General features: G+C 38.9%; 11 protein-coding genes. 6 read left to right on the top strand and 5 right to left on the bottom strand.

Features of this window, described 5'->3' with window-relative positions; all coding sequences use genetic code 11:
* Positions 1-2: 2 nt before the first annotated feature.
* Positions 3-1367, top strand: coding sequence for an ISL3 family transposase (locus F960_RS14930; protein WP_004866775.1), 1365 nt, complete (start codon positions 3-5; stop codon positions 1365-1367).
* A 199-nt stretch (positions 1368-1566) separates the two neighbouring features.
* Here F960_RS14930 and ruvB read toward each other — a convergent pair whose 3' ends face one another.
* The 3 genes from ruvB to F960_RS14915 all read right to left on the bottom strand — a co-directional run bounded on the left by ruvB (position 1567) and on the right by F960_RS14915 (position 4695).
* Entirely contained in the window at positions 1567-2571 is a 1005-nt protein-coding gene (ruvB, locus tag F960_RS14925) for a Holliday junction branch migration DNA helicase RuvB (RefSeq protein ID WP_004866769.1), read from the bottom strand.
* 18 nt (positions 2572-2589) lie between these two features.
* On the bottom strand, positions 2590-3192 hold the full coding sequence (gene ruvA, locus F960_RS14920; RefSeq protein ID WP_004866767.1) for a Holliday junction branch migration protein RuvA: 603 nt from the start codon (positions 3190-3192) through the stop codon (positions 2590-2592).
* Positions 3193-3354: 162 nt separating this feature from the next.
* On the bottom strand, positions 3355-4695 hold the full coding sequence (locus F960_RS14915) for a deoxyguanosinetriphosphate triphosphohydrolase (protein WP_004866764.1): 1341 nt from the start codon (positions 4693-4695) through the stop codon (positions 3355-3357).
* Positions 4696-4893: 198 nt separating this feature from the next.
* On the opposite strand from F960_RS14915, the gene F960_RS14910 reads away from it, so the two are divergent.
* Together F960_RS14910 and purL are read left to right on the top strand one after the other, a co-directional pair.
* On the top strand, positions 4894-5934 hold the full coding sequence (locus F960_RS14910; protein WP_004866761.1) for a M20/M25/M40 family metallo-hydrolase: 1041 nt from the start codon (positions 4894-4896) through the stop codon (positions 5932-5934).
* Between the two features lie 326 nt (positions 5935-6260).
* A complete protein-coding gene (purL, locus tag F960_RS14905; RefSeq protein WP_004866759.1) occupies positions 6261-10094 on the top strand; it encodes a phosphoribosylformylglycinamidine synthase in 3834 nt (1277 codons plus the stop codon).
* A 277-nt stretch (positions 10095-10371) separates the two neighbouring features.
* Here purL and F960_RS14900 read toward each other — a convergent pair whose 3' ends face one another.
* Entirely contained in the window at positions 10372-12789 is a 2418-nt protein-coding gene (locus F960_RS14900) for a membrane-bound PQQ-dependent dehydrogenase, glucose/quinate/shikimate family (RefSeq protein WP_004866756.1), read from the bottom strand.
* Positions 12790-13224: 435 nt separating this feature from the next.
* Here F960_RS14900 and F960_RS14895 point away from each other — a divergent pair, with 435 nt between their 5' ends.
* Entirely contained in the window at positions 13225-13680 is a 456-nt protein-coding gene (locus tag F960_RS14895; protein WP_004866754.1) for a lipocalin family protein, read from the top strand.
* 44 nt (positions 13681-13724) lie between these two features.
* On the opposite strand, the gene F960_RS14890 is transcribed toward F960_RS14895, so the two are convergent.
* Positions 13725-14504, bottom strand: a complete 780-nt coding sequence (locus tag F960_RS14890) for a ferredoxin--NADP reductase (protein ID WP_004866751.1) — start codon at positions 14502-14504, stop codon at positions 13725-13727.
* Positions 14505-14609: 105 nt separating this feature from the next.
* Between F960_RS14890 and tsaA the strand changes: the two genes are divergently transcribed.
* Positions 14610-15332 (top strand): tRNA (N6-threonylcarbamoyladenosine(37)-N6)-methyltransferase TrmO, encoded by a 723-nt coding sequence (tsaA, locus tag F960_RS14885; RefSeq protein ID WP_004866748.1) that lies wholly within the window; start codon positions 14610-14612, stop codon positions 15330-15332.
* An 846-nt stretch (positions 15333-16178) separates the two neighbouring features.
* Positions 16179-19833: Ig-like domain-containing protein (locus F960_RS22695; protein ID WP_004866745.1), on the top strand; the 3655-nt coding region annotated here is incomplete at its 3' end.

Genomic DNA, 19833 nt, shown 5'->3' with positions numbered 1-19833 from the left:
TCATGCTAGATATACTGCAATTAGAGGGTGTTAAGCCTACAGATATTCGTAAAGAAGATGGTTCTATCGTGATTTCAGTAGAACCATTAGACGATTTTATGGCAAAGCAATGCCCTAATTGTGGTGGCAAACTGTATAAACATGGTAGTCGTGTCAATCACTTTGCTGACACCCCGCAACAGATGCAACCTGTTATTTTAGAAGTCACCCGCAATCGTTATCGTTGCTCAGAGTGTAAGAGCATCTTTATGCCTGAGTTTAGTTTTTTAGATGATAAAAGACGAGCGACAAGTAGATTAATTGATGCGATTAAGCGAAGATGCCTAAATCAAACATTTACCCATATAGCAGAAGAAACGGGACTTGCGATCAATACAATTAAGAATATTGCATCTGATTATATTGAGGAATTAGAGCAAACCATTAAATTTGAAACACCGTCCATTATGGGAATAGATGAACTCAATTTGGCAGGTGGAATGCGATGTGTGATTACTAATATTGGGATGCGTAGTCTGTATGATATGTTGCCTGATCGAAAACAAGACACCTTAAAACCATATTTCAAGAATCTACCTGATGCTGAAAAAGTTGAATGGGTTTGTACTGATATGTGGCGACCATTCAAGCGTTCATTTCAGGACTATTTACCAAACGCCACATTAGTCATTGATAAGTTTCATGTCGTTCGTATGGCAAGCGAGATGATGGAAAAAGAACGAAAGCAGATGCAAAGTCAATTTAATAAAGCAGCACGACTTCATGCTAAGAAAAATCTAAGATGGTTAACCTTAAAACGTCCTAATAGCTTAAATGAGCAAGAACTTGCAATGCTTGAGGATATGTCTAAAACCATGCCTAAGCTTAAACTTGCGTATGATGTTAAAGAAGGCTTCTACAAAATTTACGACTGCGAAACAAAAGAAGAAGCGGAGAAAGCATTTCACGATTGGGCTGAAAACATTCCTACAGACCTACCTCAATTTAACGATGTCGCAAGAACAGTAGGCAATCATTACAATGATATTTTTGCTTATTGGGATGCACCTTTCAGAATTACAAATGCTTATACTGAGGGGCATAATGGTTTAACCAAAGTAGCAAATAGACTTGGGCGTGGTTATTCCTTTGAACTAATTCGAGCAAAGATGTTATATAACAAAATTGCAAGGTCAGTGACTAGGGTTTCAACCAAAGCTACTCCAACGCAAGAGCTAGTAATTGGTACTGGTAGTCCTGTTTCTGCTATTTCAAATAAAGATTTGAACTTTAGTTTTTCAACCAAATACAAGAAAATGAAAACTGAGTATGGAGCACATATTCCAACCTTGGTTGAAATTTATGAGGAAGAAAATGAGATTGAGTAATATAATTATTCAACCTCATTTTGCAAATAGCCTAAAAATGATATTAGTTAGATGGATTAATCCCAAAAGCATTTATAAAATATCAAATAGCGCTGAATCAAATTATCATGTTTATATTGTTATTTTGAAATAATTTATATCACTAAGTGATCGACAAATAATAAAAGGAATATAAATATATTCCTTTTATTTTAGATGTTTAAGCTTTAGGTTCAGGTGGTGTCAGACCAAACTGTAGATAAGCTTGATTGGTTGCGATACGGCCACGTGCTGTACGCATGACATAACCTTGTTGGATGAGATAAGGTTCAATCACATCTTCAAGTGTTCCTGAGTCTTCCGCCATTGCCGCAGCGAGTGCTTCAACGCCAGCAGGGCCACCATCAAAACGCTCAAGTAGCATACTGAGATAACGACGATCTAGTGTGTCTAAACCGTCTTTATCGACATTGAGCATATCCAAAGCACGTTGCGCCATTTCCTTGGTTACTTCACCTGTGCCTTTGACTTGTGCATAGTCGCGTACTCGACGCAATAAACGATTGGCGATACGAGGCGTACCACGTGAACGTCGAGCAACTTCAAGAGCACCTTCATCCGTGGTCGGTACATCCATGAGATGGGCAGAACGTGACACGATATGAGTCAGATCTTCAACAGAATAGAACTCTAATCGTTGCACGATCCCAAAACGATCGCGTAGTGGTGAAGTCAATAGCCCTGCACGTGTAGTTGCCGCAACTAGTGTAAATGGAGGCAGATCCAGTTTAATCGAGCGGGCAGCAGGACCTTCACCAATCATGATATCGAGTTGATAATCTTCCATTGCAGGATAGAGAATTTCTTCGATCACAGGTGAGAGACGATGAATCTCATCAATAAATAACACATCGCCTTCTTCGAGATTTGTGAGCATCGCTGCCAAATCGCCTGCACGTTCTAAAACAGGACCTGAGGTCGATTTGAGGTTGCCACCCATTTCTCTGGCAATGATGTTGGCAAGCGTTGTTTTACCCAAACCCGGTGGACCAAAAATCAAAGTATGATCGAGTGCCTCACCACGACCTCGTGCAGCACCAATAAAAATTTCCATTTGCTCACGAACAACTGGCTGTCCGATATAGTCATCTAGCGTTGTCGGGCGAATCGCACGATCAAAATGATCTTCAGGTTTTTCAGTACCACTGATTAAACGGTCTTGCATGATTGTCTTGATCTATCTTTATTTCATCATTGATTTTAAAGCGGCACGAATAATATCGGCTGATTCGCTAAAGTCACCTTTTACAGCAGCAACAGCTTTTTGTGCTTCCGCAGGTTTATAACCTAAAGATTGTAATGCAGCTTCGGCTTCGGCAACAGGTGAGTTTGAACTAAATTGAATTTGTGCCACAGTCGAGTTGGCTGGTGTAGTTCCTGTAGCCAATGCTTTGAAACGATCTCGAAGTTCGATCATGAGACGTTCAGCGGTTTTTTTACCAACACCCGGAACTTTTACGAGGGTATTGATATCATCATTTTCAATCGTATGCACCAGCAATTCGACACTCAAAGTCGATAAAATCCCCAAAGCCATTTTAGGACCGACGCCGTTTACTTTGAGCAAAGTACGGAAAATGGTTTTTTCTTGGGCATTGATAAATCCGTAGAGGAGCTGAGCATCTTCACGGACTGCAAGATGAGTCCAAAGGGTAACTTTTTGACCTTTTTGTAATTGGCAGAATGTAGAAAGTGGGGTATCAATTTCATAACCAATGCCGTTGACATTGAGTACGACAGTTGGTGCTTCGAGGGCTAATACTTCCCCAATTAAACATCCGATCATGAATATATTTTCGCTTTATTAAAAATGTTAAATAGATAAGGGCATATTAGATGCCATTTGTTCTAAACGCAAAAAACAATTTTGCTTAAACTGTCAGTATTCTGCCTCAATCTCAAAATGAATACTTGTTTCATTGGCGAGTTTCGGCAGAACGTTTCGATCTCAAAAGAACCCGACTTTATTCCCTTTTAATTCCTGAGCCAAATTGTAGGCTTGGTGATCAGAAAATTTACTGACGATATCCAAGACCTGCATGATGTTGTCATAATGATGATCATGAAATTGTGCTCCAAATCTGTTTAAAATCGACATCAAACGTTGCTCTTTAAAGCTCAATGTTTTATTTGGCATGGTTAATGGCACAAAAGCATCCAAGATGGTTTGTAAACTTTGATGTGCAATAATTTCTAAGCCTGATTTTTGCGGATGTTCAAAGATCTTTTCACGTGCCAGATTTTTAGCTTTATCGATACCGATTTCAATGTCGGCTGCACAGTATTGCAATAACGAGCCTTTAAGCTGACCTGACAATATTTCATAGTGATGTTTGGCAAAAGCTGTAGTCACTTCATCAACCAAGCGCTTCATGACTCGCCCACGAAGTGCTGCAATTTTTTGCTGCCATGTACTACTCGGCATATTGAGTTCGGCCGGGATACCATAATCACCAATCAGTGCTAAAAATATAGGTTCAACTTCTTCATAATTCAGCATATTTAAAATAATGCCATCTTCAAGATCAATGAGGGCATAACACATATCATCGGCAGCTTCGAGCAGATAGGTGAGCGGATGACGACAATAATGATAATCCCCCAATTGCAATAAACCGAGCTGTTCAGCGATTTGTTTGAGGGTTTCTTTTTCAGCCTGATAGCAACCAAATTTGGCACGTTGGCTTGCAGGGGTATTGCCTTGAGATTCGATGGTTTTGGATAGCCATGGATATTTGAGATAGGCACCAAGTGTCGCAAAGGTTAAACGCATGCCACCATCATGAGGATGATAATCAATTTTGGTCAATAATCTTAAGCCTTGTGCATTACCTTCAAATTGGCGTACATCAGCTTCTTGATGATCATTTAAATCCTTTAGAAAATCGGTATGTGATGCATCATCAAACCATTCTCGAATCGCATATTCTCCTGCATGACCAAAAGGTGGATTGCCGATATCATGCGCCAAGCAAGCGGCTTGGATAATCGCCCCAACATCAGCAGGTGAAATCCATACAGGTAAATGGTCTTTGATTTTTTCAGCCGCCAACATGCCAAGCGAACGTCCAATACATGACACTTCAAGTGAATGGGTCAGTCGGGTATGAATGCCATCATGTTGGGTGAGGGGATGCACTTGCGTTTTACGATTGAGCTGACGGAAACTTTGAGAAAATATAATTCGGTCATAGTCTTTGTGAAATGGGCTACGTGCCTGTTCTGAACTTTGTTTTTTACTACCAAGACGAACTGTAGAAAGCAGTTCTAACCAACGCATTTGAGTCATTTATCATTATTCACTTCTTCAATAAAAACATCATGCCAAAAAAAAATGAAAAGCACTAGATCAAGAACGTGCTTGTTGCTGATTTATCTGCTTAAAAGTCTAAGTGTTGAAATGCGCTATAAAATAAAGGCTACATTTTCGAACTCATTTTTATTGCAAAGTCATATAAAATATAATGATTTTATAAGGGGAATAATAATGAAATTTCAATCAAAATTTGCCATGGCTATCGCTTTGGCGAGCAGTTTAACGCTAACGGGCTGTTCACTTTTTGCAATGTCTACGGCAACTACACTGGTCAGTACAGGCATGACAGTGGGTTCTTTGACATTACAAAGCAACCGTATGATGAATCATTTAAATCAATTTCAAAATATTGCTGAAAGTCATCAAGGCAATCGAGCGACAGGGACTAAAGGCGGTGAAGCCAGTGCGCAATATATTTTAGATCACATCAAAAAAACCGGTTATGAGGTGCAAATCATTGCATTTGAAAATCGTGACAAAGTGATTGGGCAAAACATATTGGTTGAGATTAAAGGTAAGGATCAAGATCATGCGACTTTAATTGGTGCACATTATGATTCTGTGAAAATGGGACCAGGAATCAATGATAATGCTTCTGGCACAGCATTATTAATGGATTTTATTGAGGAAATGTCATCTAAAAAAATCCAGCCTGAACATAGTATATATGTTGCATTTTGGGACTCAGAAGAACAAGGAATTGCTGGTTCTCAAGCTTATGCAGAGCATTTGACTGAACAACAGTTAAAAGCCATCAAAGCCTATATCAATGTAGATATGGTGGGTACAAAAGATCCTGAAATCTTGATTGCAGATGCTGATAAATCTTCTGTTGATGAAATGGAAAAACAACTGCAACAACGGGGAATGTCTGAGCAAGACTATAAACCTTTATTGGATGGGTTGAGAAAATTGCCTTCGCATACAGGCGATCAGGCTTTAGAAGATGAGCTTAAAACATTTTTTAAATCGAAAAATCTAAAAATTAAAGAGGATGTTTCAACTTTGACTGCGAGCGATACAGCTGCTTTTTTAGGAAAAGTGCCTGTAGCATCACTGATTTTATTTCATGAACAAATGAAAGGTGATGTACTTGAATTTGCACCTTGTTATCACACGATTTGTGACCGAGTGGACACAGTAGATCCAAAGTCGATGCAACTTGCGGCTGAAGCCTTGGTTCATTTAGTGGATTATGTCGATCATCACTAAACAAGAAAACAAAAAGATAGCTCTTTGTTTGTATAGAAGTATTTAGATGTGCTTGGTCTTGTCTTTGAAAATAGGTATTGCGTTGCTTAAAATCACATTAAAATATGTAAGGAATTATTTGGAAACGCCTTTTTATGGCGGTTTAACATCCTAAATTTAAAATAATTCTTTTAAAAGAGCGACGTTCATCTATTTTCTTTGATAATAAGTTGAAGGAATCGTACTTTTCCATCTAGCTGATTTTGCCAATACACAGTAGAATATGCGCTCTCTTCAAGTCACATTGCGGCAAATTCACCAGACTTGCCCGTGGAGCCAAAATCAGCATGTTTATCGTGGCCGGTGCACCAGCACATTCTACCTTTAAGAAAACTCAACTATTATCACGTTTATCGTCAATTAGTTCTGTTCAATCTTTTGATAGCCAATGGGTTTATCTGTTTGACCAAGCGCTCAACGAAGAGCAAAAACAATCTGCTTTAAAACTATTAAATGATGGTAAATCATTTGAATTGCGCCAGCCAAATGCTGATGAGATTCAAATCTTAGTGACTCCTCGTGTGGGTACGATTTCACCATGGTCTTCAAAGGCCACAGATATTTTTGCGAACTGTAATACCCCTGTACACCGCCTTGAACGCGGTGTTTTGTTTACTATAAAGGGGATTAAAGACGTTTCAAATGAAGTCAAACTTGCACTTCATGATCGTATGACAGAAAGTGTTTTTGGCAAAATTGATGATGCAGCTGCATTATTTGTTGAAACAGCACCTAAACCTCTAAATAGCATTGATATTTTAGGTCAAGGTAAGGATGCACTTGTTCAAGCCAATAACGAATTTGGTTTTGCACTCTCTGATGAAGAAATCGATTATTTAACTGCTGCATTTACAAAAATGGGGCGTAATCCACACGACATCGAACTTATGATGTTTGCCCAAGCAAACTCAGAGCATTGTCGTCATAAAATCTTTGGTTCTGAATGGACAATTGATGGTGAAAAACAACCATTGTCATTGTTCCAAATGATTAAAAATACGTATAAAGAATCTCCGACTGACGTCTTATCTGCTTATAAAGATAATGCTTCGGTCATCGTTGGTTACGATACTCAACGTTTTTATCCAAAAGCGGATGAAAATGGGCATTTTGTTTATAAATACAAAAGCCAAGCTGCGCACATCTTGATGAAAGTGGAAACACATAACCATCCTACAGCGATTGCACCATTTGCAGGTGCGGCGACAGGTTCTGGTGGTGAGATCCGTGATGAGGGTGCGACAGGTCGTGGTGGTAAGCCGAAAGCAGGTTTGACTGGTTTTACAGTTTCAAACTTGAATATTCCTGGTTTTGAGCAACCTTGGGAAGAAAACTACGGTAAACCGTCTCGTATGGCATCTCCACTTCAAATCATGATTGAAGGACCTTTGGGCGGTGCTGCGTTTAACAACGAGTTTGGTCGTCCTGCATTAAATGGTTATTTCCGTACTTTTGAACAAAATGTTAACGGTGAAGTGAAAGGCTTCCACAAACCAATTATGATCGCAGGTGGTTACGGTAATATCCGTCCTGATCACGTTGAAAAAGATCCAATCCAACCGGGCGATTTATTGATCGTACTCGGCGGACCTGCAATGCTTATCGGCTTAGGCGGTGGTGCTGCATCTTCTGTAGACAGTGGTAGTTTGGGTGAAAACTTAGACTTTGCTTCAGTACAACGTGAAAATCCAGAAATGGAACGCCGTTGCCAAGAAGTGATCGATACTTGCTGGCGTTTAGAAGACTATAACCCAATCGTATCTGTACATGATGTGGGTGCAGGTGGTCTTTCAAATGCAATGCCAGAATTGGTAAATGATCACGAATTGGGTGCGATACTCAATCTACGTAAAATTCCTTCACTAGAACCAGGTATGTCTCCAATGGAGATCTGGTCTAACGAAGCTCAAGAACGTTATGTCTTGGCGATTCGTCCAGAATCATTGGCACAGTTTGAAGATATTTGTGCGCGTGAGCGTTGTCCGTTTGCTGTACTTGGTGAAGCAACTGAAGCTCGTCAATTGGTGGTAGAAGATCCATTATTTGATAATGCTGCTGTAGATATGCCAATGCAAGTAATGCTCGGTGGTACACCGCGTATGCAACGTTCTTATGAAACGATTGAACGTAAAGGCAACGACTTTGATGCATCTCAAGTTGATCTTAAAGATGCGATTTTCCGTGTCCTTAAAAATCCGACAGTTGCATCAAAATCATTCTTGATTACGATTGGTGACCGTTCAATCACAGGTATGGTTGCACGTGATCAGTTTGTAGGTCGTTGGCAAGTGCCTGTTGCAGATGCAGCAGTGACAACTACAAGCTTACTGGGTTATACAGGTGAAGCGATGGCAATGGGTGAACGTCCACCAGTTGCATTGTTAAATCCTGCTGCTTCAGCTCGTTTAGCTGTAGCAGAAGCAATTTCAAATATTGCATGTGCCAATATTGAACAAATCAGTGACATCAAACTTTCTGCAAACTGGATGGCTGCGGCTGGACAACAAGGCGAAGATCAAGCTTTGTTTGAAGGTGTAAAAGCGATCGGTATGGAAATGTGTCCAGCACTCGGTATTGCGATTCCTGTAGGTAAAGATTCACTTTCAATGCGTACCACTTGGAACGATGAAGGTATTGATAAAGCAGTGACTTCGCCAATGTCTGGTGTGATTACTGCATTTGCACCAGTGGTTGATGTACGTAAAACATTAACTCCAGAATTAAAAGATATCGAAAATTCGGTATTGGTTCGTTTTGATTTGTCTAAAGGTCAGTTCCGTTTAGGTGGTTCTATCCTTGCGCAAGTGTATAAAGCGATCGGTAGCATTACTCCAGATGTAGACAGCTTTGAAGATTTCAAAACATTCTTTGATACCATCCAAGACTGGAATAATCGTGGTCTGATCAAGGCTTATCATGACATCGGTGATGGTGGTTTATTGGCGACTGTTGCTGAAATGATGTTTGCTTCACGTTTAGGTGTAGCACTTACAGAACAATCTACAGATGCTCTATTTGCAGAAGAAATTGGTGCTGTGATTCAGTTAACTGCTTCTGATTGGGAAGCATTGAAGTCTGAAGTTGAGCTTTCAAGTCTACGTGATATCGTGACTGTAGTTGGTCAAGTGAATCATTCTGACGCGTTGTCTATCAATGGTGTAGTTCTTGACCGTGCTGAATTGCAACAAGCTTGGACAGAAGTTTCTCATCAGATCCAACGCCTACGTGACAACTCTGAAACTGCTGATCAAGAATTTGCTTTGATTGCTGATAAAAACCATAAAGGTTTGATAGCTGAAGCTACATTTGATTTAAATGAGCCTGTAGAAGCTCCATTTATCAATACTCGCCGTCCAAACATGGTGATTTTACGTGAACAAGGCGTAAACGGTCATGTGGAAATGGCTGCTGCATTTGACAAAGCTGGCTTCAATACAGTCGATGTGCATATGAGCGATTTACTCGCTGGTCGTATCGATCTAGATGAATTTGAAGGTCTAGTGGCTTGTGGTGGTTTCTCTTACGGTGACGTACTTGGTGCAGGTGGTGGTTGGGCTAAATCAGTCTTGTTTAACCCGAAACTTCGTGACCAATTTGAAAAATTCTTCCATCGTGATGAAACTTTCAGTGTAGGTATCTGTAACGGTTGTCAAATGTTAGCGCAATTGGCTCCATTAATCCCAGGTGCAGACAACTGGCCGCGTTTCCATCGCAATACTTCAGAAGTATTTGAAGCACGTGTGGTGAACGTTCGTGTTGAAAAATCTGCTTCTATCTTGCTTGATGGTATGCAAGGTTCGATTTTACCAATCGCTGTTGCGCATGGTGAAGGTCGTGCAGTTGCAAGCGATGAACAATTTGCATCATTAAATAGCAATGATCAAGTGATCTTGCGTTATGTGGATGGTTTGGGTAATCCAACTCAACATTATCCATTGAACCCAAATGGTTCACCTGATGCCATTTCAGGTGTAACGTCTAAAGATGGTCGTGCAACGATCATGATGCCGCATCCAGAACGTAACTTCCGTGCAATTCAACATTCTTGGAAACCTGAAGAATGGACTGAAGATGGTGCATGGTTACGTATGTTCCGCAATGCACGTAAATTTATTGGTTAATCCAATATAAAACATATATTTAAAGAAGCTCCCTTGAGGGGGCTTTTTTATTCTCAAGATTATCAGATGAAGTACAACAGAGAAAAACTCAGGTGGGAACTAAGATGGGATTAGTCAGTGGTAGAATCAAAGCTTAAGAGAAAGACTTGGATTGAAAAGTCCGAGTCAGGTGTTATTTTAAAAGCATGATATTGCACTTCAAATGCTAATCTATGATTTTTTATTCTCCAATAAAAAAGCAGTCTCGAAAGACTGCTTTTTTACGATCATTTTCAGTTTATTTATGATCAGGTAGAGCGTAGGCAATAATATAATCGCCAACATCTTTAGAGTGGCTTGCACCACCTGCAGAAATCACCACATATTCTTTACCAGTTTTTGGAGATTTATATACCAATGGCGCAGCTACAGCACCTACAGGTAAACGAACTTTCCAAACTTCTTTACCAGTTTTTGAATCAAGCGCACGCAAGTAATAATCTTGAGTACCTGCAAAGAATACGAGCCCAGATGCTGTAGATGTTGGACCACCCAATGTAGGCATACCAAGCGGAATTGGCATGTGAGTTTTAACACCTAAAGGACCAAGTTCTTCGGCTGTACCCATTGGAACTTGCCAAACGATTTTTTTACTTTTCAAATCAATCGCAGTCATTGTACCAAATGGAGGTTTGTTACAAGGAACACCGAGTTTTGATTGTAAAATATCAATTTTGATCCCAGCGTATGGACCAGCAAATTGAGGACGGACAGTACCCATAAATCCAGGAACTTCGTCAGTCGAGATTTTGTATTTGCCCATATCTTCTTTGCGGACCAAAGACATCCGAAGCGGCATACGCATATCATTGACGAACATCATGCCTGTTGATTCATCAATTGAAATACCACCCCAGTTCATTCCACCGAGCAAACTTGGCCATTCAATATATGGTTTTTCACTTGGAGCAGTGAACATGCCGTTATATACAGAATCTTTGAAATTAATACGACAAGCCAATTGATCAAATGTAGACACACCCCACATATCAGATTCTTTCAATGTTTCGTTGCCGATTTGTGGCATACCTACTGAGTAAGGTTGAGTAGGGGAAAGTTTTTCACCTTCAGCTTTAAATGCTTGAGAAACAGGTTTTTCAACAACTTTGGTAATCGGTTGACCAGTACGACGATCAAGAACAAAAATCTGACCAGTTTTAGTGGTTTGGATCAATGCAGGCACTTTTACACCTTGATCATTGGTTACGTCATAAAGAACAGGTTGTGATGGTAAATCATAATCCCAAACATCATGATGCACGATTTGATAAGACCAAACAGTTTTACCAGTAGTGGCATTTACAGCAACAACAGCTGAACCAAATTTTTCTTTTGCAGCGTTACGATCACCACCCCAATAATCTGGAGGACCATTACCTGTAGGCAAATAAACAAGATTTAAATCTTTGTCATAAGTTGGAATGGTCCACATATTTGGAGTTTCGAGTGTGAAGCCTTTGCCATCTGTAGGTTCACCAACAAGTTCAGGATTGCCGACATCCCAAGCCCAAGCCAATTTACCAGTGTTAACATCATAAGCACGGACAACACCAGAAGGCTCACCATGCACGATATCACGAACCCAGCCGCCTAAAATGGCAACATGACCAGCGATCAACGGAGTTGATGTAGGGTGATAACGTTTACTTTGTTCAGTTGGTCCCATGTCATGTAAAACATCGACTTGACCATTTGTACCAAAGCCTTCACAAAGCGCACCAGTTTTTGCATTTAATGCAATTAAACGACCATCAACTGTAGACGTTAAAATACGTTCAGGACATGCTTTGATTGCAGGAGAGTTAAGCTCTGCGACAGATAATGATTTATCATTTGCAGCATTATAATAACCCACACCACGACAAGTGATATGTTCCGCAGTTTTAGCTTTTGGATCATATTTCCAAATTTCTTTACCACTATCACCATCAATTGCAGAAATGATATTGGTTGGTGTGCATGAATATAAAGTACTACCAATTTGAATCGGTGTATTTTCATCTACACCTGCTTTGGTATCACGACCAGTATGATAGGTCCATGCAACTTTCAGATCTTTAACATTTTCAGGGGTAATATCTGTATATGGTGCAAAACGAGTACCGTTACCATTACGACCAAAATATTCCCAGTTTTCAGAGTTTTGTGCATTTGGTTTAGCAAGATTTGGATCTTGGATCAACGCAATCGGATTGTAGATTTTTCCGTGTGGGAAAAATGCAGCAACCAAAGTTGCGATACAAGCAATCAAACCTAAAACACCAACACCGTTTGCGAGTTTGACTCTTTCATGGCTCAAGCCAGTTAAACTTTTACTCGCCCATAAAAGAAGCACGAATAAAATGGTTGGAACAACCAAACGAGGGATATATTGCCAAAAGTCAAAACTTTGAACTTCTGTAATCGCCCAAATAATAGTGGCAACATAGGTTAAAGTTGATAACCATAACCCAGCTGTTTTTTTGATTGCATACAAAACAGCAATGACAGCATAAGCAATACCAGCAATCAGATAATAGCTCGTACCACCCAAACTCAATAGTTTTGAGCCTTGTACAATTAAAAATAGTGCGATCACTAAGGTGACTAAAGCTACGAGTAATCTATAGACTTTAAAACCAGAGCTTTCGACAGGAGCGTTTTGTTCTGTGTTCATACATTAGCCTAATTTAAATATCTTGGCTTTGTTGCATAAACATAAGCAAATTAAAAATGAAGCGGGAGAGTAAACTTACTTAGTATCGTCTATGTAACGAAGTCATTGAAAAGTAGATTCTTTTGCGAAGAATAAACAGACTTACAGCAAAATGTGTAAGTTATTATAGCACTTTTCACATTTGTTTATAAAATGACGTATTAATTTGGTATTTACATGGTAAATAATATTTTATTTGAAACAGTGTTGTGGCTTGGGTAGATGCTTGATTTTTGTTTTAATTTTTGTGAGAAAATGATAAAAAAACATCATTTTTTAGTCATGAAAATGATTTAAAATGCTATGTTTAAAACGATTATTGAAGATATTTTGCAACGAATAAGGAATTTAAACTTGAAAATAAAATATATATGTATGGGCATTTTGAGTAGCACGATGTTTTTTTCAAATCTAAGTCATGCCATAGTCACATCAAATTCAATTGATCCAGAGAAAATTATTGGAAAATGGCAGTGTAGCGACCAAATGGATTATATGGATATTTCACTCAAAGAAACCTCAAAAATTGAGTTTGAAAAATCAGGGATTTACCAAGAAACATCTAAACTATTAGCGACAAAAGCACGAGAAAAAGCCAATTACGATATCAAATTAACGGCAAAATGGGTTTTGGATCAAAATACATTGACACTTGATCATTACAAAGCGACAAGTTTCAAAGTCGATAATCCCGCTTTAGAGCAGGATTTAAAAATGCAAGATGCGATTAATGACCCAGATCCTACACAGTTCCAAATTGCAGAATTGAACGACGATAAGTTGGTTTATAAAATGATTTTATTTGATCAAGTGATGGATCAATATCAAATTGAGTGTAAGCGTATAAATTAAAAATAAAAAAGCGCATATAAATGCGCTTTTTTTATGAAGTTCGATTATTTTTCAACAAACGCACGTTCAATCACATAGTCACCGAGTACACCCATTTTAGGAGACTCTTTTAAACCATGCTGATCAAGCAACGCAGCAACGTCGTCTAAGAATGCTGGGCTACCACAAAGCATTGCACGGTCAGTTTCAGGATTGAAACGTGGAAGACCAATTTTTTCAAATAATTGACCACTTTCAATCGCAGTTGTTACACGACCTTGAGTGTGGAATTCTTCACGAGTCACTGTAGGGTAGTAAACCAATTTTTCCTGAGCGCCTAATTCTTTAAAGAATTCATGATTTGGCACTTCATTGGTGATCAAATCTTCATAAGCCAATTCAGAAATGAAACGAGTACCATGTACTACGATTATTTTTTCAAAACGCTCATAAGTTTCAGGATCACGAATCACAGAAAGAAACGGAGCAAGGCCTGTACCAGAAGATAAAAGATAAAGGTTTTTACCAGGATTTAAGTCATCTAAAACTAAAGTCCCTGTAGGTTTTTTTGAAACTAAAATTTCATCGCCTACTTTTACTTTTTGCAAAATAGAAGTTAAAGGACCATCAGGCACTTTAATAGAGAAGAATTCAAGTTCTTCTTCATAGTTTGCACTTGCAATAGAATAAGCACGCATCAAAGGCTTACCATTGACTTCAAGACCAATCATCACAAATTGACCATTTTTAAAACGTAACGCCGTATCACGAGTCGTTTTAAAGCTAAATAAAGTGTCATTCCAGTGGTGAACGTGAGTAATCTTTTCGACGTTAAAAGCAGCCATTAAAGGTCTCAATAAAATATCTAAATTAAACAAGTTGCTATTCTAATCTAAAATCATACGCTATAAACTGAATATATTTAATTGAGCTTATCAGAAAAAGTGATTATGACAGAACTTAGCTTTCCGATTATAGGATTTATGCACTCACCCTATCGGGAAAAGTTTGGTATACCAAGGCAACCCAACTTAGTTGATGTCGAATCTTATATCGAGTTTGTAGCGCCGTATCACGATATTTTGGCTTTTGAAGGGATTGAACAGTTCAGTCATTTATGGATTTTGTGGAATTTTCATGCAAATAAACAACAAAAAGAACATGAAAATAAGTTTAGAGCGCAAGTTCGACCGCCGCGTTTAGGTGGAAATGCAAAAATCGGTGTTTTTGCAACACGTAGTATGTATCGACCATCGCCAATTGGATTGTCTGTGGTGCGATTTAAACAGGTCAAAAAAGTGGGTAAGGCACTTAGACTTTATGTGACGGGAAGTGATTTGCTCGATGGAACGCCAATTTTAGATATCAAACCCTATATCCAATATTCTGATGCGATCATGGATGCACAAAGCGCTTATGCAGAAAATGCACCTGTAAAAAAACAAGTACTTTGGTCGGAACATGCCGAGCAAAGCAAAAATGATCTACTTCAATCAAAAAAGATGACCGAACAAATGATTCATGAAATAGAAGAGGTTCTATCATTTGATCCGAGTCCAGCGTATCAACATGACGAAGAGCGTATATATGGTATGTCGTTTGATCGATTCAACATCAGTTTTATGATTAAAACTGAAATCATTATCATTGAGATAAAAATTACTGATAAATAAAATATATAATTTCAATATATGTGTACTATAGTTAATTTTCGCTAAATGGCTAATAAAATATTCGCAAAGCGATAATACAAAAATTTAATAATTGGGTTATATTTCTCATCGCAAGGTTGTAGTGATATAACTTTGTCGTTAGTAAATGCATCATAGTGATGAAGGCTTATATCGATTTTTAGGTATAAGCTTTTTTTTTAGTAAGATATTTATCGATAAAAAATATTGTAATAATAAAGCAAAATTTTGATCATTAAGATAGACTAATTTATGAACACTTTATGATGTAAATTTTTATAGGGGAGTTGTTATTTTAGAACATTAAAGAAACTACAAATATAAATTTTAAAACATTCTATTTGATATTTTTAATTTTCCTTTTTAAATCATAATCAGTATTAAATCAATTTTTTTTGCATAATTCGTGCAAAAGCAATAAAACAGAGAAAATAAGTGAAAAGGCTTACGTTCTATTCTTAATATTTTCCAATATTAGTGATGGAGTTGGATAAAAATAAGCAAAATTTTAGATAATTCGTTTAAATAACATTTATTTTTTCATAAAATACTAATCTTGATTAAATTACTTTGAATTTATATTCCAATAAATTGTTTATAAAGTTAAATGAAAAATATTAAAAAGTTAAAAAAACATATTTTAAAAAAAAATGTATAACAATTAAGTATGATATAAGTGCATTATTAAATTTAAAATATTGTTTTTTATAAAAAATATTAACTTATTTTAAAGTTGTATATAGAGAGTTTTGATACATGTTTGTGGCTTGGTTATTGAAAGTAAAATAATGACTCAAATAAGTTTAATTACCAAAATGTGGGTGAATTATGAAAAGAGTAGATATAATATCTAAGGGGACACATAAGATCCTAGAGTCTAGAGAAGATTCTAATTTTGTTTTAAGTGAAAACTCTGTTGTTATAATTAATACTCCGATTAAAGCAATAAAAAAAATAGAAAGGATTGGCAATGATCTTGTCATTCATTTTTCAAAAACTGATGAACCGCTAATTATAAAAAATTATTATAATGACAATAATAACGCCGATAATAGTCTGGTCTTAAAAACTGAAGATGGGCGATTACTTTGGATTCAGGATTTAGAGAATGCTGGCGTTATAGACAAAGCGATCAATTATCAGGTGATTGATGATGTCGAGCTACTTTTATATCAAGAAGATTCCCCATATATGGCAGCTTTGCCATGGTTGACTGGCGGTATTTTGATCGCTGCGCTTGCCTACGGCAATCGTGAAAAAAATGGTGCACCTAAGGAAGATAAACCGATTTTTAAAGATCCAGTTGCAATCAACGCTTATGAAGATAATGTTGGCAGCAAAACTGGTACTTTTGGTATTTTAAAACCAACAGATGACACAACTCCTGGATTTGTAATAGGTACACTTGAAGATGACCGTACGCCAGTACTTTATGTAGATGGTAAAGAAGTTGCCTCAGTTTATGATCGTGAAAATGGGATTTTAACGCCTGTTGAGCCTTTATCCGAAGGTAGTCATCTGATTGCCTATAAAGAAGTTGATGGCAAAGGTAATGAAGGAGATCTTGGTGAAGCTGCCGAAATTATCATAGATACCACAGCTCCAAATCAGCCTGATACACCTACTGAATATATTGATGATGCTGGTGAAAAGACGGGTCATTTTGATTTCACGGTTAGCACCGACGATACGACTCCGACCATTGTGATTGGTGATATTCCTGCTGATGAAACCCCAACACTTTATGTTGACGGTCAAGCAGTTGAGAGTATTTATGATGCTGAAAATGGGACTTTGACGCCAAAAACGCCTTTGAGTGAAGGTTCACATGAAATAAGTTTTACTTTGACCGATGAGGCTGGAAATGAAAGCTTCCAAAGTGATCCAGTCACGATTGATATTGTCACTACCGCACCAAATCAACCGTCAGCACCAACGTCTTATATTGATGATATTGGAAATAACCAAGGTCAGTTCAATTTTAGTGTACCTACAGATGATACAAAACCGGGCATTGTCATTGGTGTGCTAGATAATGGTATCACGCCAAATCTTTATGTTGATGGAAAAGAAGTTGCTGCAATTTATGACCCTGCAACGGGTACTTTGACTCCAACTGTAGCTTTGGCAGAGGGTACGCATTCGATTACTTATACTTTGACTGATGTTGCAGGTAATGAAAGTGTTCCAAGTAATCCCGTTGTTTTAGTTGTTGACACCACAGCCCCGACAAAGATCGAACTTGATAGCGTTGTAGATGATGTTGAATACCTTACAGATAACTTACAAAGTGGTGACTATACCAACGATACCCAACCGACCTTCAATGGACATGGTGCTGAAGCAGGTGCATTGATCAGTTTGAAAGATGAAACAGGTAAAGTCATCGGTACAGCGATTGCAGATGCCAAAGGTCAATGGAGTGTAGAACCAAGTGCAGCCAACAAACTCAGCGATGGAGCACACAACCTAATAGTGACCCAAACTGACAAAGCGGGCAATGAAAGTACGACAACTTCATTTGAATTAAACGTCGATACCAAAGCACCGACCCAAAAAACAGATATCACTGATGTCTATGATGATGAAGGGGTAAAAACAGGTAAGGTAAAAGACAACGGTTATACCGACGATACCACACCACGCATCAACGGTACGATCAGTGCTGAGTTAGGCAGCAACGAAAAAGTCGTAGTCTATCGCGATGGTAAATATATCGGAGAAGCAACGGTAAAAGGAACCAGTTGGTACTTTGATGATAAAGACCTAGAGAATGGCAAAGCTTACCAATACACTGCACGTGTAGAAGACTTGGCTGGCAACCGTGGTGGTGATTCCAATAGCTATAATATCAACATTGATACGGATGCACCGCCACAAACAATCACCATCTTGAGCATGCATGACAACTATGGACCAGTACAAGGTGACTTTGCCTCAGGTGTTACCACAGATGACTCAACGCCAACTTTATACGGCAGCTTAAGCAGTGCCTTGGCAGCGAACGAATACATCGTGATCTACCGAAATGGTGAACGCATTGATAGCGTGACTGTGCAAGCAGGCGTGACTCAATGGGAATACACGGATGGTGGTTTGAGCAATGGGCAGACCTATACCTATACAGCAAAAGTAGAAGATGCATCAGGCTTACAAAGTGCCAGCTCCAACCCATTTGAACTCAAATATGCATCAGATGGATCATTTAACAAAGGCGAGGTTATAGGGGTTTATGATGATGTAGCACCTAACATTGGCAATGTACCGAATAATGGTTACACCAATGACACCAGCCCATTGCTCCAAGGAACCTTGAACAGTGCTTTGAGTGCAGGCGAAACGATAGCGATCTACCGAGATGGAGTAAAAATTGGTGAAGCCATCCTAGATCCAAGTGATCCAACAGGTAAGAGCTGGACTTACCAAGACAAAGACCTGAAAGATGCTACAAAGTACAAATACAGCGTGGCGGTAGAAAGTGCAGCAGGTGTTGCAGGCGCTGAGTCAACTACATACACGATCAATATCGACACCACACCACCGGATCAAACGATCAAGATAGAAGAGATCTATGACAACAAAGATCCAGTGATTGGTAAAGTGAGGGATGGAGACGTAACCAATGACGACACACCAGAAATCCGCGGTAGCTTAAGCAGTGGGCTTGCAGCAGGCGAATTGATCTACATTTACCGAGATGGGGAATGCCGTGGCAGTACCACAGCGACCTATAGCAATGGTAAATGGAGCTGGAGTTACACTGATTCAAGTCTAGGCAATGACCAAAGTTATATCTATACCGCAAAAGTCGTGGACTTGGCAGGCAATAGCTCAAGCCTGAGCAACAGCTACAGCATCGTGACTAACTTTAATATCGTGGGTCAAAGTGCCGAAATCATCCGTATACTCGATGATGTAGAGCCAGGAGTAGGCCCAGTCCCCAACAATGGCTATACCAATGACAAAACTCCAACGCTTGAAGGCTCGATCACTTCACCCCTGAGCGCAGGCGATATCGTGGTGATCTATCGCAATGGAGACGAAATTGGTACAGCAACGATGACGAGCAGTACGACATGGAAATATGAAGCCGAGCTTGACGCAGATGGTTTCTACACCTATGTGGCAGCGGTACGTAACAATGTGGGAGTAGATGGCGCGCCATCAAACAGTTACAGCATCAATCTCGATACGGTTCCACCAACAGCGACAGCGCAAATCTATAGCTACACCGATGACGTAGCACCACAATTAGGCGACTACGGTAGTGGCACCTACACCAACGATACCACACCGACCTTAAATATCAGCATCAAAGGGGTGTTAGGTATAAATGAAGTAGTCGCTGTGTATCGAGACGGGTCGAAGGTAGGGGAAGCGATTCTGGTCAATGGCATCTACCGTTTCGAAGATAAGGCATTGGCTGATGGCAAGACTTATACCTATACGGTACGAGTAGAAGATGCTGCGGGCAATCAAGGTA

Source organism: Acinetobacter gerneri DSM 14967 = CIP 107464 = MTCC 9824 (assembly GCF_000368565.1).
In the GTDB taxonomy this organism is placed as follows: domain Bacteria; phylum Pseudomonadota; class Gammaproteobacteria; order Pseudomonadales; family Moraxellaceae; genus Acinetobacter; species Acinetobacter gerneri.
The sequence above is the reverse complement of the archived record's forward strand: the minus strand, read 5'-3'. Positions and strand labels throughout refer to the sequence as shown.

Coding starts and splice junctions, on each gene's coding strand:
- F960_RS14890 (WP_004866751.1), bottom strand. CDS start 14,504: ATGGCTGCTTTTAACGTCGAAAAGATTACTCACGTTCACCACTGGAAT.
- F960_RS14900 (WP_004866756.1), bottom strand. CDS start 12,789: ATGAACACAGAACAAAACGCTCCTGTCGAAAGCTCTGGTTTTAAAGTC.
- F960_RS14895 (WP_004866754.1), top strand. CDS start 13,225: ATGTTTTTTTCAAATCTAAGTCATGCCATAGTCACATCAAATTCAATT.
- F960_RS14930 (WP_004866775.1), top strand. CDS start 3: ATGCTAGATATACTGCAATTAGAGGGTGTTAAGCCTACAGATATTCGT.
- ruvA (WP_004866767.1), bottom strand. CDS start 3,192: ATGATCGGATGTTTAATTGGGGAAGTATTAGCCCTCGAAGCACCAACT.
- purL (WP_004866759.1), top strand. CDS start 6,261: ATGTTTATCGTGGCCGGTGCACCAGCACATTCTACCTTTAAGAAAACT.
- ruvB (WP_004866769.1), bottom strand. CDS start 2,571: ATGCAAGACCGTTTAATCAGTGGTACTGAAAAACCTGAAGATCATTTT.
- F960_RS14915 (WP_004866764.1), bottom strand. CDS start 4,695: ATGACTCAAATGCGTTGGTTAGAACTGCTTTCTACAGTTCGTCTTGGT.
- tsaA (WP_004866748.1), top strand. CDS start 14,610: ATGACAGAACTTAGCTTTCCGATTATAGGATTTATGCACTCACCCTAT.
- F960_RS14910 (WP_004866761.1), top strand. CDS start 4,894: ATGAAATTTCAATCAAAATTTGCCATGGCTATCGCTTTGGCGAGCAGT.